Below are 15,854 nucleotides of genomic sequence, written 5' to 3' on the forward strand. Positions count from 1 at the left end.
ACGATGAGCGAGACCGCGCTCCGGATTGCGCAGGCGGGCGCCGCGAATGCCCTCGAGCTTCGCGGCGTCTCCCGCCATTTCGGTGCGCTGGTCGCGCTCAGCAATGTCAGCATCACGGTGCGCGCCGGCGAGCGGCGGGCCGTGCTGGGGGCGAACGGCGCGGGCAAGACCACGCTGTTCAACGCCATCACGGGCGATTTCCCGCCCACCGCTGGCCGCATCCGCTTCTTCGGCGAGGACGTGACGCAGCTCCCGGCCCATGAGCGGATCCGCCGGGGCCTGCGCCGCACCTACCAGACCTCGATGCTGTTCAAGGGCCTCTCGGTTCTGGACAGCCTCTATCTCGCGGCCCGCGGCGTATCGCGCGGCCGCTTCTCCTTCGTGCGCCAGAACGAACGCGACCCCTCGCTGCAGGCGGCGCGCGAGATGCTGCATGCGGTGCATCTCGATCATCTGGCCGACACGCCGGTGGCCGACCTCGCCCATGGGCAGCAGCGCCAGCTCGAGGTCGGCATGGCGCTGGCGGGCGCCCCGCGCTTCATCCTGTTCGACGAGCCGGCGGCGGGCCTCTCGCCGGTCGAGCGGCGCGAGCTGGTCCAGATCCTGCGGGCGCTGCCCGCCCATATCGGCTACATCATCATCGAGCACGATCTCGACGTGGCGCTGCGCGTCGTCGAATCCGTGTCGGTCATGCATAACGGCGCGCTCTTCAAGGAAGGCACGCCGGACGAGATCCAGAACGACGCCGACGTGCAACGCATCTATCTCGGAGGCGCCCATGGCTGAGGCCTGGAACGCGCCCGAGACGCCCGCGGCGAAGCCGGCGAAGAGCGACACGCCGGCGCTCGTCGTCCAGGATCTCCATGTCTATTACGGGCCTTCGCACGTGCTGCAGGGGGTGGATATCAACCTGCCCTCGGGCGTCTTCGCCATCGTCGGGCGCAACGGCATGGGCAAGACCACGCTCTGCCGCACCATCATGGGCCTGACCCCGGCCACGCGCGGCAGCATCAAGGTGCACGGGCAGGAGCTGCTGGGCCGGGCGCCCAACGACATCGTCAATGCCGGCGTCGGCTATGTGCCGCAGGGCCGCCGGGTTTGGCCCTCGCTCACGGTCGACGAGCATCTGCGCCTGGCGGCGCGCTCGGGCCGCAAGGGAACCTGGACGGTCGAGCGCATCTACGAGGCTTTCCCGCGCCTGACCGAGCGCAAGCGCAATGGCGGCGGCCAGCTCTCGGGCGGCGAGCAGCAGATGCTCGCCATCGGCAGGGCACTCCTCGCCAACCCCTCGCTCCTGGTGATGGACGAGCCGACCGAGGGCCTCGCCCCCGTCATCGTGCAGCAGGTGGAACGGATGCTGCGCCGGCTCGCCGACGAGGGCGAGATCTCGGTGCTGCTGATCGAGCAGAATATCGGCGTCGCGACCCAGGTCGCGAGCCGCGTCGGCATCATGGTCAACGGCCGGCTGCTGCGCGAGATGCCGGCCGCGGAGCTGGCGGCCGATCGCGAGCTGCAGCAGCGGCTGCTCGGCATGGCGACCCATGGCGAGGAACCGGAGCCCGAGGCGCCGGCACCCGAGGCCGAGGCGGAATCAGCCGAACCCGCCACCCGGATGTTCCGTGTCCGCCGCCAGGACAACAGCGAGGCGGTCGAGGCGAGCCCGCTGACCGAGGCGGTCTTCACCATCGATCGCGCGCCCACGCGCTGGTCGGCCGGCAACCCGCTGATGGAGCCGCCGGCCACGGCCGAGCCCGAAGCGCCGGTACCGATGGCCGAGCCCGAGCCGGCCGCGGCCTTGAGCCAGGTGCCGGTCGCCCGCATCGCCGGGCGCTCGGCCTATGTCGCCGGCACCTTCGACACCAAGGGTCGCGAGCTGGGCTTCATCGCCAACAAGCTGCAGCGGCTGGGCCTGCGTGTCGTCACGGTCGATCTCTCCACCAGCCAGCGTCCCTCGCCCGCCGATGTCGGCCCCGCCGAGGTGGCGCGCTTCCATCCCAAAGGCACGGGCGCCGTCTTCACCAACGATCGCGGCAGCGCCGTCGCCAACATGGCCGAGGCTTTCGCCCGCTTCGTGCTGTCGCGTCGCGATCTGGGCGGCCTCATCTCGGCCGGCGGCTCGGGCGGCACGGCGCTCGCGACGCGGGCGATGCAGGCGCTGCCCGTGGGCGTGCCCAAGATCATGGTCTCGACGGTGGCCTCGGGCGATGTGCGCCGCTATGTCGGCCCCTCCGACATCTGCATGATCTATTCGGTCACCGACGTGCAGGGCATCAACCACATCTCCGAGCAGGTGCTCTCCAACGCCGCCCATGCCATGGCCGGCATGATCGCGCACCGCAATGACGGGCGCGAGGCGACCGCGACCAAGCCCGCCATCGGCCTCACCATGTTCGGCCTGACCACGCCCTGCGTGCAACTCGTCACCAAGGCATTGGAGCATCGCTTCGACTGCCTGGTGTTCCATGCGACCGGTACCGGCGGCCAATCGATGGAGAAGCTCGCCGATTCCGGCCTGCTCGCGGGCCTCATCGACAGCACCACCACCGAGATCGCCGATCTCTTCATGGGCGGCGTGTTCTCGGCGGGCGAGGACCGGCTGGGTGCCGTGATCCGCACCGGCCTGCCCTATGTCGGCTCGGTCGGCGCGCTCGACATGGTGAATTTCGGCCCGATGGAAACCGTGCCTGAGAAATACAAGGGCCGGAAGTTCCATATCCACAATCCGAGCGTGACCCTGATGCGCACCACGCCCGAGGAGAATGCGGAGATGGGGCGCTGGATCGCGGAGAAGCTCAACCGCTGCAGCGGGCCGGTGCGTTTCCTCCTGCCCGAGGGCGGCGTCTCCGGCATCGACGCGCCGGGCCAGCCCTTCTGGGACCCGGCCGCGGACAAGGCGCTCTATGACGCGATCGAACGCCACCTGGTGAAGTCCGAGCGCCGCCGCCTGATCCGCCTGCCCTTCCACATCAACGAGCCGGGCTTTGCCTCAGCCCTGGTCGCGAACTTCCTCGAGATCGTCGGCCCCGCCGCCGGCTCTCCTCAACACCATCATGCCCCGCAACAGATGGCCACGGCCTGAACGAGAGAGACAGCGAGAACGATGGCACGACCCGACCGCAAGAAACTGCTGGACCGCTTCCAGGGCATGGCGAAGCGCGGCGAGCCCATCGTGGGCGGCGGGGCCGGCACCGGGCTTTCGGCCAAATGCGAGGAAGCCGGCGGCATCGACCTCATCGTCATCTACAATTCCGGCCGCTACCGCATGGCGGGCCGCGGCTCGCTCGCCGGCCTCCTCGCCTACGGCAACGCCAACGAGATCGTGGTCGAGATGGCGCGCGAGGTTCTGCCGGTGGTCAAGCACACACCGGTGCTGGCCGGCGTCAACGGCACCGATCCCTTCTGCCTGTTCGACCCCTTCCTCGACGAGCTGAAGCGGCTGGGCTTCGCCGGCGTGCAGAACTTCCCGACCGTCGGCCTGATCGACGGCACCTTCCGCGCCAATCTCGAGGAAACGGGCATGGGCTACGGGCTCGAGGTCGACATGATCCGGCTTGCCCGCGAGAAGGACCTGCTGACGACGCCCTATGTCTTCAGCGCCGAGGAGGCCCGCGCCATGACCAAGGCCGGCGCCGACATCATCGTCTGTCACATGGGCCTGACGACCGGCGGCGCCATCGGCGCCGAGACGGCGCTGACGCTGAACGATTGCGTGCCCAAGATCAACGAATGGGCCGAGGCCGCGCGCAGGATCCGCAAGGATGTGCTGGTGCTCTGCCATGGCGGCCCGATCGCCATGCCGGCCGACGCCGAATACATCCTCAAGAACTGCCCCGGCTGCAATGGATTCTACGGCGCCTCCTCGATGGAGCGGCTGCCGACCGAGATCGCGCTTACCGAACAAACCCGCCAATTCAAGGCCATCGCCGCCGGCAAGGGCGGCGGGGCCGGGAAGACGGCGAAGCGGCGCTGATGGCACCCGCCTCGCCGTAGCCAAAGCCAAGGAGAAGAAGCCATGTCTGGAGAAACGCTCGGTTGGATCGTCTTCTGGGTCATCGTGATCGCGATCCTGATCGCGATCGGGATCTGGGCCATGAACCGCCTCTATCGGCGCTCCTCGAAGGAGACCTCCTTCGTGCGCACCGGCCTCGGCGGCCAGAAGGTCGTGGTCAATGGTGGCGCCTTCGTGCTGCCCATCGTCCATGAGGTGACGCCGGTCAACATGAACACGCTGCGGCTCGAGGTCCGGCGCGGACGCGACAGCGCGCTCATCACCAAGGACCGCATGCGCGTCGACGTGGTGGCCGAGTTCTATGTCCGCGCCCAGGCGCAGCCGGCCGCGATCGCCGCCGCCGCCCAGACGCTGGGCCGGCGCACCATGCAGCCCGAATCGCTCAAGGAGCTGGTCGAGGGCAAATTCATCGATGCGCTCCGCTCGGTCGCGGCCGAGATGACGATGGAGCATCTCCACGAGAAGCGCGGCGAGTATGTGAAGCGGGTGCGCCAGGCCGTGGCCGAGGACCTGCTGCAGAACGGCCTCGAGCTCGAGAGCGTGTCCCTGACCGGCCTCGACCAGACCAACATGGAGTTCTTCAACCCCTCGAACGCCTTCGACGCCGAGGGCCTGACCCGGCTGACCGAGGAGATCGAGCGGCGCAAGAAGATCCGCAACGACATCGAGCAGGACACGCTGGTCCAGATCCGCAACAAGAACCTGGAGGCCGAACGGGTCCAGCTCGATATCGATCGCGAGAGCGAATATGCCAGGCTCGAGCAGCAGCGCGAGGTCGAGACGCGCCGGGCGGCCCAGCAGGCCGACCTCGCCCGCGAGCGCGCGGTGCGCGAGCGCGAATCCGAGGAGGCCCGCATCCAGTCGCGGCTCGAGATCGAGCGCGCCCGGATCGCCCAGGAGCGGGCGCTCGACGAGGAGCGGATCGTGCGCGAGCGCGAGACGCAGCGGCTCGAGGTCGAGCGGCGCAAGGCGCTCGAGCTCGCCGAGCAGGAGCGCGCCATCGCCATCGCCGCCAAGTCGAAGACGCAATCGGAGGCGCAGGCCGAAGCCGAGCTCGCCCGCGCCAAGGCGGTGGCGGCGGAGGAAAAGGTCTTCTCCGCGCGCGAGACCGAGATCGCCGAGCGGCGCAAGCAGATCGAGGTGATCGCGGCCCAGCAGGAAGCCGAGCGCGAGGGCATCCGGGTGCGGCTCCAGGCCGAGGCCGAACGGGCCGCGGCGGCCGATCAGGCGGCAGCAGCGAGGATGCTGGCCGAGGGCGAGGCCGAATCCGACAAGATCCGGGCATTGGCCGCCAAGCTGCGCTACGAGATCGAGGCCGAGGGCAAGCGCATGATGAACGAATCGCTCAACGTGCTCTCGCCCGAGGCCCGTGCCTCCGAGGCGCGGCTGCGGATCATCGACCGGATCGAGGGCATCATCCGCGAGAGCGTCAAGCCGATGGAGAACATCGAGGGCATCAAGATCCTCCATGTCGACGGGCTGGGAGGGGGCGGCAGCGGACCGGTTGCCGGCGGCGAGGCGCCCCAGAATTTCGCGGATTCGGTCGTCAACTCGGCGCTGCGCTACCGCGCCCAGGCGCCGCTGGTCGACACGCTGCTGAAGGAGATCGGCCTCCAGGGCGGCGATATCGGCCAGGTCGCCAAGATGCTGGAGAAGGCCGGGCCGAAGGAGAAATGAGGGTAAGGTCCGCGTCTGCGGCACCCCCTCACCCTGCCCTCTCCCCCATCCTCCTTCGCCCTTCGGGCTACGGAGGACAAGAAGGGGAGAGCAAGAGAAAAAGGAAGGGGCCTGCCCTCCGAAGCCCAAAGGGCGAAGGAGGGTGAGGGGCCTTTCGATCGAAGGACGAACTGACGGATGGTGAAGGTCTATACCTCGAGCGTGATCGATGCGCCGGCCGACCGGGTCTGGACGACGATCCGAGATTTCAACGCGCTGCCGGCCTGGCATCCCGGCATCGCCGACAGCCGCATCGAGGGCAACCAGCCGAGCGACAAGGTCGGCTGCATCCGCAACTTCAACCTCAAGAGCGGCGGCAATATCCGCGAGCAGCTCCTGGCGCTCTCGGACTACGACTATGTCTGCACCTACTCGATCCTGGCCTCGCCCATGGGGGTCGAGAACTACATCGCGACCCTGAAGCTCTCGCCCATCACCGACGGCAACCGCACCTATGCGGAATGGACCGCCGAGTTCGACTGCGACCCTGCGCGCGAGAAGCAGCTCGCGCAGGATATCGGCCAGGGTGTGTTCCAAGGCGGCTTCGACGCGCTGAAACGGCGCTTCCCGGCGGGACGCTGAACCCTCCTCGACGATGGTGCTCCCACTCTCACTGTCATTGCCTGTCGCCGCATCGCGCACGCGGCCCTGGATCCCCCGGTCAAGCCGGGGGATGACAAAGAAAAAAATAACCTCCCGCTTTTTTAGCCTGTCATTGCCGGGCTTGACCCGGCAATCCAGGGATCGCCCCTCCGGGCGTCATAGTGACGGCGCGCTATCGCGGACGTCGCCCGCATGACCAAGGTCCGCCGCTCCACCATCATCGATGCGCCGGTCGACCAGGTCTGGGGGTTCCTGCGCGACTTCAACGGGCATGAGCGCTGGCATCCGGCGGTGGCGGAAAGCCGGATCGAGGGCGGCCGCGCCGCCGACATGATCGGTGCGGTGCGCCGTTTCAAGCTCAAGGATGGGGCCCTGCTGCGCGAGCAGCTCCTGACCCTCTCCGACCGCGACCGCCGCTTCACCTATTGCATCCTGGAATCGCCGATCCCGCTCATCGGCTATGTCTCGACCGTCGAGCTCAAGCCCGTGACCGATGGGAACCGCACCTTTTGGGATTGGCGCTGCGAGTTCCGCAGCCCGCCCGGCGAGGAATCCGAGCTCACCGCGCTGGTGGGCGAGCAGATCTACGAGGCGGGTTTCGACGCGGTGAAGCGCGCCTTCAACCAGCCGGTGACGCCGCGCCTGCGCACCGATGGTGCCGCCGGGAGTGCCGTCTCACGCGCGGCCGTCGCCGGGAGCGGCGCCGCGATGACGGGCCACGCGATCATCCTCGATCGCCATGGCGGGCCGGAGACTCTCGCCTGGCAGGAGGTCTCCGTGCCGCCGCCGGCCGCGGGCGAGATCCGCCTGCGCCACACCGCGGTCGGCGTGAACTTCATCGATGTCTATTGCCGCACCGGCTATTTCCCCTTCGTGACGCCGCCGGGCGGGATCGGCATGGAGGGGGCTGGCATCGTGCTCGACATCGGTGCCGGCGTGACCGCCTTCGCCCCCGGCGACCGCGTCGCCTATGCCGGCCCGCCGGTGGGCGCCTATGCCGAGATCCGCAACATCCCCACCGACCTCATCGTGCCGCTGCCGGCCGCGATCGGCGACGAAACAGCCGCCGCCGCGATGCTCAAGGGCATGACCGCCGAGTTCCTGCTGCACCGCTGCCAAAAGGTGAAGGAAGGCGACATCGTCCTGGTCCATGCGGCCTCGGGCGGCGTGGGCAGCCTGCTCTCGCAATGGGCGAGCCATATCGGCGCCACCGTGATCGGCACGGTCGGCAGCCGCGACAAGGCGCGCCTCGCGCTCGCCCATGGCTGCGCCCACCCGATCGTCACGTCGGAGGAGGATTTCGTCGCCCGCGTGATGGCGGTCACGGGCGGCCGCGGCGCCGACGTGATCTATGACGCGATCGGCGGCGACAATCTCAACCGCTCCTTCGAGGCGCTCGCCACGCGCGGCCATATCGTCTCCTTCGGCCAGGCCGCAGGGCCGCTCGAGCCGCTCGATATCGCGGGCTTCGCCTCCAAATCGGCCATGATCTCGCGCCCCAATTACGGCCACTATGCCGGCACGCCGGAGCAGGTGCGCGCCGCGAGCGCCCGGCTCTTCGCCGCGATCGAGCGCGGCATCCTGAAGGTGGAGATCGGCCAGCGCTTTCCCTTACGCGACGCGGCCGAGGCGCACCGGCGGCTGGAAGCGCGCGAGACGACGGGGTCGACGGTGCTGCTGCCGTAGCGCAGGCATACAACTGCGAAGGCGGCATACGTATTGACATTGTATATACGAAAACGCATACTCTATCCATGTCGAGAGGCCGTTCTTCATCTCCGAAAAACCTGGAAACTGCGACTGTTGCGGTCGCGGAACGTGTCCCTGTGGCCGATACGAAGGGTAGCATCAACCTACGTATCGAGGCCAATACGCGCCAACTCATTGACGATGCGGCGGCAATACTCGGCAAGACGCGCACCGAGTTTATGATTGAGAGCGCCCGGCGGCAGGCAATTGACGTGTTGCTCGACCAACGGCTCTTCACACTGGAGCCCGAGCGCTACGATGCCTTCATGCATGCGCTCGATAATCCTCCAGCGCCGGGACCGAAGCTGCGTTCGCTACTGCGCCGGGCTCCGGCATGGAAGAAGTAACGAACAAGCCAGGGAAGTCAGAGCCTCGACTTTCCGCTCCTCTCCCCCTCACCGCTGCACACGACCTCTCAGCCTTCGATTGCGGCGAGCCCGCACTGAACGACTGGCTGCAGAATCGCGCCCTGAAGAATGAAAGTCGATTCTCGCGAACTTATGTCGTCTGCGAAGAGAACCGAGTGGTCGCCTACTTCTGCATCTCCGCTGGCGCTATTGAACGCTCGGCAGCGCCAGGCAAAATCCGACGCAACGCCCCCGATACGATACCGGTATCCGTTATCGGGCGGCTCGCCGTCAGTCGCGGTCACGCGGGAAAAGGACTTGGCGCCGACATTCTTTCAGATGCTCTACACCGCATCGCCATCGCCTCCCAAAGCATCGGAATCGGCGCAGTACTCGTCCATGCCAAGGATGATGCAGCGAAGCGGTTCTATCTGAAGTGCGCGGAATTCATCGAATATCCGGCCGATAGCCGGACCCTGTTTCTCCCTATTGAAACCGTGGTCGCAGCGTTCAGTTAAACCCAGGAGAATAAAATGGGTGAAGCTAAACGAAAAAGGAAACATCAAGCGCAATCGACGTCGCCACACTCACACAGTTTCTTCGGCTTCTTCGGCACAATAGATCTGCATATGCTGCCGCCGGTGACGGCCATCAACGGCGCGCGCATCCGTGCCTTAACGAACGATAGCACAATACCAGATGCGCCAGAGATAATGTTGGAGGCGTTCCGAGCGGTGGCTGGAAAGCGGACGTTCAATGTTGGCTTTTGCCTCGGAGACGAAACGAGAGTCAGTGCGATTGGAATCGCAGTCATCGAACGCCTGATGATGGAAGCGCGAGGCGCGCCACTCCACGTCGTGCCAGTTGCTCACGAAGATATCGCATGGGATATCGTACTACGGCATCTCCGAAGCTTCGTGGGGCAGGCCTTATTATTTACTTTCCCAGATCATGACGTCTACGACGCTGGAACGGCGGAGAAGTACTATTCCAGTGCAATTCGGCTCTTTGATGATGAGGGCAAGCAACTCAAACGGTTGACGGCCGCAGGACGCCAAGAGATACGAAAGCAAAAGGCTGCAATCCTCAATCGTCCACCACCGTCTGCTTTCTATGCAGTGTCAGGTGTGGCGCAGGAAGATTCGCCTTGGATATTCCGCCTCGCGACTCCTGCTGGAAAAATGATTCGCACAGCCGTGTGGAATGGCCGCTGCGATTATGTTCACGATCTTCCCGAAGATATCGTGAAATGGGTAGGTGGCGACAAAATCGCCGTTGTCCAGGTAGATAGCCCAGTTGGAGTCAATCGTCGCTCGTCCCTCGATTTGACGCATAAACTCGCCAAGGACTTCGATGGCGTTATTCACTGGGCACGCGATACGAAGACCTTTCAATCTATCCTCAGGTCATTCATTCGGCTTGATCTGGAATCGATCAGTCCCCCGGAGCTACCGCAGGACTGGGACCCGGAGATTATCATTCTCGCGGCTAACGAGAGTCGCGAATGAGAGGGTTCAATATGCTGCCCGTGTCCTACCTAACGTTCCGAGCGATGGTTTGATATCCTCAACCTTGCTGCATAGGGCCGGCCGAGTTGCTTGTGCAGCCTCGGTTCTCTCGCATTACCGTATCTGCCTCCCGCAGTTTTGGTCAGGTTTGCCAGCAATGGCAGAAGGCAAGTGAACGGGTGACAAAACGGAAACCCGGCACCCCGGCTTTGCCCGCGGCGGCCGGACATGCGACGATGTCGCCATTCCCCAGGAAACCTCACGAGGCAGCCATGGCGAACTATCGACTGGTCAGTTTCAAGACCTGCCCCTGGGTGCAGCGCGCCGCGATCGTGCTGCGCGAGAAGAAGATCCCGTTCGAGTTCCAGCATATCGAGCCCGACAACCGGCCCGACTGGTTCCGCGCGATCTCGCCGCACAACAAGGTGCCGGTCCTGCGCATCGACGACCGCATCTCGCTGTTCGAATCCGCGTCCATCGCCGAGTATCTCGACGAGACCCACGCACCGCGCCTGCATCCCGAAGACCCGGTCGAGCGCGCCATCAACCGGGCCTGGATCGAATATATGCCGACCTTCGTCGACCTGACCTCGGGCCACGCCTATGTCGACAGCGAGGCCGAGTTCGAGAAGGCGGTGGCCGCCGTGCCGGGCGCCTTCGCCAAGCTCGAGACGGCGATCGAGGCGCGGAAGGGCGGGCCTTTCTTCAACGGCGCCCGCTACTCGCTGGTCGACGCGGCCTATGCGCCCTTCCTGCAGCGCCACCTCTTCCTCGAGCGCATCAGGAAGATCGGCCAGATCGACAGGTTCCCGCGGGTCAAGGCATGGGCGGTCGCGCTCTCGGAACGCCCCTCCACCCACAGCTTCCCGCCCGCCGAGTTCGAGGCGATGTATCGCGCCTCGGTGAAGAAGCGGAACAAGTGGATCTCGCAGTTCGTGACGGAGAAGGCGGCGGCGGAGTAGCGCGCCTTATGCTTCGATAGCTCGAAGCGTCACCCCTCCCCCTACCCCCTCCCGCAAGGGGAGGGGGCGAGAGAATGCAAATGCCAAGCCCCCTCCCCTTGCGGGAGGGGGTTCGGGGAAGGGGTAGCCGCAGACTCGGTTCTGCCGCGATAAGGCCCGTCAAATCGCCGTCCAGCCGCCATCCACCGGCAGCACCACGCCGGTGACGAAGGAGGCCGCGTCGGAAGCGAGGAAGATGGCCGGGCCGACGATCTCCTCGACGCGGCCGCGGCGTTGCATCGGGGTCATGCGGCGCACCTGGTCCATGATCTCCGGGTCCTGGTCGTAGCCCTCGGTCCCGGTCATGGCATGCTCCATATAGCCGGGGTTGAAGGCGTTGACGCGGATGCCGCGCGGCGCCCATTCGGCGGCGAGCGTGCGCACGAGCTGGTCGACGGCGCCCTTCGACGCGCAATAGGCGGCGATGCCGGGGAAGGCGACGAGGCTGCCGTTGGACGAGGTCATGACGATGGCCCCACCGCCCTGCTTCGCCATCGGCTCATAGGCCGCCTGGCAGCAATAGAGATAGCCGCCGACATTGATCGCCAGGATCTTCTCGAGCGTGGCCTGGTCGATGCGTTCGGCCGGGCCCGGGCTGTCGATGCTGGCGTTGCAGACCATGATGTCGAGCCGGCCGAATTCCGCGAGCGTGTCGGCGACGAGGCGGAAGCAGTCCTCGCGGTCGCTCGTGTCGACGCGCAGGCCCTTGGCCTTGCCGCCGGCGGCGCGGATCTCGTCGGCCGCGGCCTGCGCCTCGGAGGCCGTGCGCGAGCAGGTGACGACGGCGGCGCCCGCCTCCGCCATGCCCTTGGCGATGGCCCGCCCGAGCCCGCGGCCGGAGCCCGTCACGATCGCGGTCTTGCCGGCAAGGCTGAAGCGGGAGAGGGACATGGGGACCTCACTGTCGTGCCGGCGGAGGCCGGCATCCATGAACACAGGCCATGCCAAGCCTTGCGCGATGGGTGTTCATGGCCCCCGGCCTTCGCCGGGGTGACGGTTGGAAGAACCCCTCACCCTGCCCCCTCCCCCGCGAAGCGGGGGAGAGGAAAGAGGAGATCAGCTCCGATAGTCCGGCTCTTCCTTGTCGAGGATCGCCTTGATCTGGTCGAGATGCTGGCTGGCGCCGGTAGGATAGTCGACCCACTGCGAGGCCGTGAGCTTCGCGATGTTGTCGGAGACCACGCGGAGCTTCTTGCCGGTGGCGTAGGCCGTCATCAGGGTCTCGGCGGCGCGCTCGAAATAGTACATCTCGTCGAAGGCGAGCGCGATCGAGGAGCTCGCGATCAGCACGCCATGGTTCGCCATCATCAGCACCGACTTGTCGCCCAGCGCCGCGGCGAGCCGGTCGCCCTCGTCGTTCGAGAGCGCCATGCCGGCATAGTGGTCGTCATAGGCCATGCGCCCGTAGAAGCGCATGGTGTTCTGGTCGACCGGATACATCTTGTTGTCCTCGAGGGCGGCGAGCGCCGTCGTGTATTTCGGGTGGAGATGCAGCACGCAGCGCGCATGCGGCACCTTCGCGTGGATGCGGCCATGGATGCACCAGGCGGTGGGATCCGGCGCGTCCGGGCGGTCCATCGTGGTGGGGTCGTTGCTGTCGAGCAGCAGCAGCTCGGAGGCGCGGACCTGCGAGAAATGCCGGCCGCAGGGATTCATCAGGAACTTGCTGCCGTCGGCCGAGACCGCCGCGCTGAAATGGTTGGCGACGCCCTCATGCATGTTGAGCCGCGCGAACCAGCGGAACACCGCCGCCAGATCGACGCGCGCCTGGCGCACTTCCTGATCGTCCAGCCCGTAATCCCGAACCCGCAATGACGTCACGACGGCCATTTTTCTTCCTCCTGATGCGAGGATGGGCCCCTGCCCGCCCCGCCCTTTTACGTTAACGCTGTGCCCGCTCCCATTCCGGGTGAAGCCAGACCGGCGCCGTCGAGCGCGCCAGGGCCGGCCATCCCCGGATCATATCACTGGCCTTCTCGGCGATCATGATCGTCGGCGCATTGGTATTGCCGCTGACGATCGCCGGCATCACCGAGGCGTCCACGACCCGGAGCCCTTCCAGCCCCTGCAGCCTGAGCTCGTCATCCACCACCGCCAGGCGGTCGCTGGCCGAGCCCATCTTGCAGGTTCCGACCGGATGATAGCAGGTCTCGACCCCCTGGCGCACCCAGGCATCGATCGCCTCGTCCGAGCGGGCGTTTGGCCCTGGCGAAAGTTCCTCGCCGCGATAGGGGTCCATGGCCTTCTGCGCCAGCACCTCGCGCACCAGCCGGACGCCCTGGCGCATGTCCGCCCGGTCGCGGGGGTCCTGCATGTAGTTGAACCGGATCGCGGGCGCCTCTCGGGGGTCGGCCGAGCGGGCCTTGACCCAGCCCCGGCTGTGGGCGCGCATCAGGTCGAGATGGACCTGGAAGGCATGGTCCGGCACCGGTTCGACCGTGCCGGGCTTGACCGCGAGCGGCATGAAGGTGAGCTGCAGGTCCGGATGCTCGATGCCCGGCCGGCTGCGGATGAAGGCGCCGGCCTCGAAATGGTTGGAGGCCGCGGGGCCGCTGTTGAAGAGCAGCCATTCGAGCCCGGCCTTGAGCTTCGCGGCACGTCGGGTCGAGCGGTAGAGCGTGACCGGCTGCTTACAACGATGCTGGATCACCACGTCGGGATGATCGTTGAGGTTGGCGCCCACGCCCGGCAGCGCGTGGCGCACCCCGATCCCGATCGAGGACAGATGGTCGGGATCGCCGACGCCCGAGAGCTGCAGGAGCTGCGGCGTGTTGATGGCGCCGCCGCAGAGGATGACCTCCCGCTGGGCCCGGGCCGTCTCGGCGGCGTTGCCTTGCGCATAGCGCAGGCCCACCGCGCGGCGGCCTTGTAGCAGGACATTCAGCGCCAGCGCGCCGGACACGACCGTCAGGTTGGGCCGCGCCTCGGCCTGCGCGAGATAGCCCCGGGCCGCGCTCCAGCGCCGCCCCGCATGGGTGGTGCGGTCCATCGGCCCGAAGCCTTCCTGCTGCCGGCCGTTGGCATCGGGCGTAAAGGGATAGCCCGCCTGGATTCCGGCCTCGATGAAGGCGCGCTGCAGCGGCGGCAATTCCCGGCCGGGCGTCGAGACGCGCAAGGGGCCCTCGCCGCCATGATAATCGTCGCCGCCGCGTTCATGGCGCTCGGCGCGCTTGAAGTAGGGCAGGAGCTCCGCATAGGACCAGCCGCGGCAGCCGGCCTGGGCCCAGCGGTCGTAATCCAGCGCATGGCCGCGCACATACATCATGCCGTTGATCGAGGAGGAGCCGCCCAGCACGCGGCCGCGCGGATGCGACAGGCGCCGGTTGTCGAGATAGGGCTCCGGCTCGGAGACATAGGCCCAGTTGAACCTGTCGTCCGAGAGCAGCCGGCCCATGCCCGAGGGCATATGGATCGGCCAGCCCCGATCGCGCGGCCCCGCCTCCAGCAGCAGCACGCGAACCTCGGGATCCTCCGTCAGCCGCGCCGCCAGCACGCAGCCGGCCGAGCCGGCGCCGACGATGATGTAGTCGTAGGTGGGGGTAGTGCCGTTGGTGGGCATGGTTATGCAACACGCGCTACAGTGAATCCCCTCCCCCGTCTTCAGGGGGAGGGTTGGGGAGGGGGCTGCTCGGTATCAGCCCTTTTTGCTTCCCGACGAAATCGCAGACCGAGTCTTCCCCCTCCCTGCCCTCCCCCAAAGACGGGGGAGGGGATTAGACCCTGCTCTCACGCCGCCTGGATCGCGTCGTAGCAGAGCTTGTGGAAGTGATGGACCAGATGCTCGCTCTCGTTGCTGCGCTCGGCATCGATGAGGTAGCGGCCCTGGTCGTAGCCGAAGGAGCGCAGGCCCTTCTGCTGCGTGACGTTGAGCTGGATGTCCTCGGGGCCGAGTTCCTCGTTCATCCAGCGGATGCAGGACTTCGTCACCTGCGCCAGCGGCCGGTGCGAGGGCGCGTAATAGCCGAAGCGCAGCAGCGATTTCTCGGGCTCCAGCGGGATCATGATGAAGGTGCCGAGGATGTCGGAGAAGGGGAAGCAGTAGAAGGTCGTGTTCGGCCAGACGCCGATATTGAAGAACCAGTCGGTCTGCCAGGTGGCGCCGGCGAGCGATTCGCCATAGGCCGAGTTGGCACCCGGCATCGGCGGGCCGATATAGGTCCACCATTTGTCGTGCGGCGTCAGGCGATAGCCCTTGAAGTCGATCAGGCTCGCCAGATGCTTGTGGACCGGACCCGAGAGGCCGAAATGATAGCCCTCGATCGAGTTGTCCATGATCACCTTCCAGTTCGCCGGCACGATCACGTCGGTCTCGCTGACGAGCTTCATGCGGTCGAGGTCGGGCAGGTAGCGCCGCATCTCGGCCTCGGCGCCCTCCGTGATCGAGGCGAGCGGGGTCGCGTCCGGATCGAAATTGACGAAGACGAAGCGCCCCATGGTCTCGAGCCGCACCGGCTTGAGCCCGTATTGGCTCTTGTCGAAGCCCCGGAGCCGCTCGGTGCGGGGGGCCGTGCGCAGCGAGCCGTCCTGGGCATAGCACCAGGAGTGATAGCCGCAGCGGATCACGGCTTGGGTCTTGCCGCGCCGGTCCTCGAGCAGGCGGTTGCCGCGATGCTGGCAGACATTGTGGAAGGCGCGGAGCTGCTTGTCCTGGCCCCGCATCACGATCACGCTCTGGTCGAAGAGATCGGTCACGACATAGGCGCCGACCTCCTCGAACTCGCTCTCATGCGCGACCGCATGCCAGGCCGGATAGAAGATCCTGTCGCGCTCCTGGCGGAAGATACCCTCGTCGTAGAAGTAGCGCGCGGGCAGGGTCAGCGCCTGCTCGGGGCGACCCGGATTCCAGTCGAGCGTCTTCTGCGGGATCATCGCCTGCATCCTCTCCCAACGGCCTGAAAGCCCGCGGCCCGGACCGGCGGAC

The 15,854-nt window shown here is 66.6% G+C and carries 14 protein-coding genes; 10 read left to right on the plus strand and 4 right to left on the minus strand.

The window, feature by feature from the left end; translation table 11 throughout:
- Positions 1 to 3 precede the first annotated feature (3 nt).
- The 10 genes from FRZ61_RS20595 (at position 4) to FRZ61_RS20640 (ending at position 10,894) form a co-directional block, all read left to right on the plus strand.
- Positions 4 to 786 carry an ABC transporter ATP-binding protein gene (locus FRZ61_RS20595; RefSeq protein WP_151119498.1) on the plus strand — a complete coding sequence of 261 codons (783 nt, stop codon included), beginning with the start codon at positions 4 to 6 and terminating at the stop codon, positions 784 to 786.
- The gene (locus FRZ61_RS20600; protein WP_151119499.1) at positions 779 to 3,079 is read left to right on the plus strand and encodes an ABC transporter permease; all 2,301 of its coding nucleotides are present in this window, start codon (positions 779 to 781) and stop codon (positions 3,077 to 3,079) included. The genes FRZ61_RS20595 and FRZ61_RS20600 overlap by 8 nt, the downstream gene beginning before the upstream one ends.
- A gap of 21 nt (positions 3,080 to 3,100) precedes the next feature.
- On the plus strand, positions 3,101 to 3,970 hold the full coding sequence (locus FRZ61_RS20605) for a phosphoenolpyruvate hydrolase family protein (protein WP_151119500.1): 870 nt from the start codon (positions 3,101 to 3,103) through the stop codon (positions 3,968 to 3,970).
- 42 nt (positions 3,971 to 4,012) lie between these two features.
- Positions 4,013 to 5,686, plus strand: a complete 1,674-nt coding sequence (locus tag FRZ61_RS20610) for a flotillin family protein (protein WP_151119501.1) — start codon at positions 4,013 to 4,015, stop codon at positions 5,684 to 5,686.
- 177 nt (positions 5,687 to 5,863) lie between these two features.
- Entirely contained in the window at positions 5,864 to 6,307 is a 444-nt protein-coding gene (locus FRZ61_RS20615; RefSeq protein ID WP_151119502.1) for an SRPBCC family protein, read from the plus strand.
- A 213-nt stretch (positions 6,308 to 6,520) separates the two neighbouring features.
- Positions 6,521 to 8,014 carry an SRPBCC family protein gene (locus tag FRZ61_RS20620; RefSeq protein ID WP_151119503.1) on the plus strand — a complete coding sequence of 498 codons (1,494 nt, stop codon included), beginning with the start codon at positions 6,521 to 6,523 and terminating at the stop codon, positions 8,012 to 8,014.
- Between the two features lie 140 nt (positions 8,015 to 8,154).
- Positions 8,155 to 8,424, plus strand: coding sequence for a type II toxin-antitoxin system TacA family antitoxin (locus FRZ61_RS20625; protein WP_225308922.1), 270 nt, complete (start codon positions 8,155 to 8,157; stop codon positions 8,422 to 8,424).
- Positions 8,412 to 8,942, plus strand: a complete 531-nt coding sequence (locus FRZ61_RS20630; protein ID WP_151119505.1) for a GNAT family N-acetyltransferase — start codon at positions 8,412 to 8,414, stop codon at positions 8,940 to 8,942. Before FRZ61_RS20625 ends, FRZ61_RS20630 begins: the two co-directional genes overlap by 13 nt.
- Positions 8,943 to 8,957: 15 nt before the next feature.
- Positions 8,958 to 9,932, plus strand: a complete 975-nt coding sequence (locus tag FRZ61_RS20635; protein WP_151119506.1) for a hypothetical protein — start codon at positions 8,958 to 8,960, stop codon at positions 9,930 to 9,932.
- Between the two features lie 272 nt (positions 9,933 to 10,204).
- On the plus strand, positions 10,205 to 10,894 hold the full coding sequence (locus tag FRZ61_RS20640; protein WP_191909131.1) for a glutathione S-transferase family protein: 690 nt from the start codon (positions 10,205 to 10,207) through the stop codon (positions 10,892 to 10,894).
- A 159-nt stretch (positions 10,895 to 11,053) separates the two neighbouring features.
- On the opposite strand, the gene FRZ61_RS20645 is transcribed toward FRZ61_RS20640, so the two are convergent.
- From FRZ61_RS20645 to FRZ61_RS20660, 4 genes are all read right to left on the minus strand, one after another.
- On the minus strand, positions 11,054 to 11,824 hold the full coding sequence (locus tag FRZ61_RS20645; protein WP_151119508.1) for an SDR family NAD(P)-dependent oxidoreductase: 771 nt from the start codon (positions 11,822 to 11,824) through the stop codon (positions 11,054 to 11,056).
- 165 nt (positions 11,825 to 11,989) lie between these two features.
- A complete protein-coding gene (locus FRZ61_RS20650; protein WP_151119509.1) occupies positions 11,990 to 12,763 on the minus strand; it encodes a class II aldolase and adducin N-terminal domain-containing protein in 774 nt (257 codons plus the stop codon).
- 52 nt (positions 12,764 to 12,815) lie between these two features.
- Positions 12,816 to 14,492 carry a choline dehydrogenase gene (locus FRZ61_RS20655; RefSeq protein WP_151119510.1) on the minus strand — a complete coding sequence of 559 codons (1,677 nt, stop codon included), beginning with the start codon at positions 14,490 to 14,492 and terminating at the stop codon, positions 12,816 to 12,818.
- Between the two features lie 167 nt (positions 14,493 to 14,659).
- The gene (locus tag FRZ61_RS20660; RefSeq protein ID WP_225308923.1) at positions 14,660 to 15,802 is read right to left on the minus strand and encodes an aromatic ring-hydroxylating oxygenase subunit alpha; all 1,143 of its coding nucleotides are present in this window, start codon (positions 15,800 to 15,802) and stop codon (positions 14,660 to 14,662) included.
- Positions 15,803 to 15,854 lie beyond the last annotated feature (52 nt).

Origin of the sequence: Hypericibacter adhaerens (genome assembly GCF_008728835.1) — a bacterium.
Lineage (GTDB): Bacteria > Pseudomonadota > Alphaproteobacteria > Dongiales > Dongiaceae > Hypericibacter > Hypericibacter adhaerens.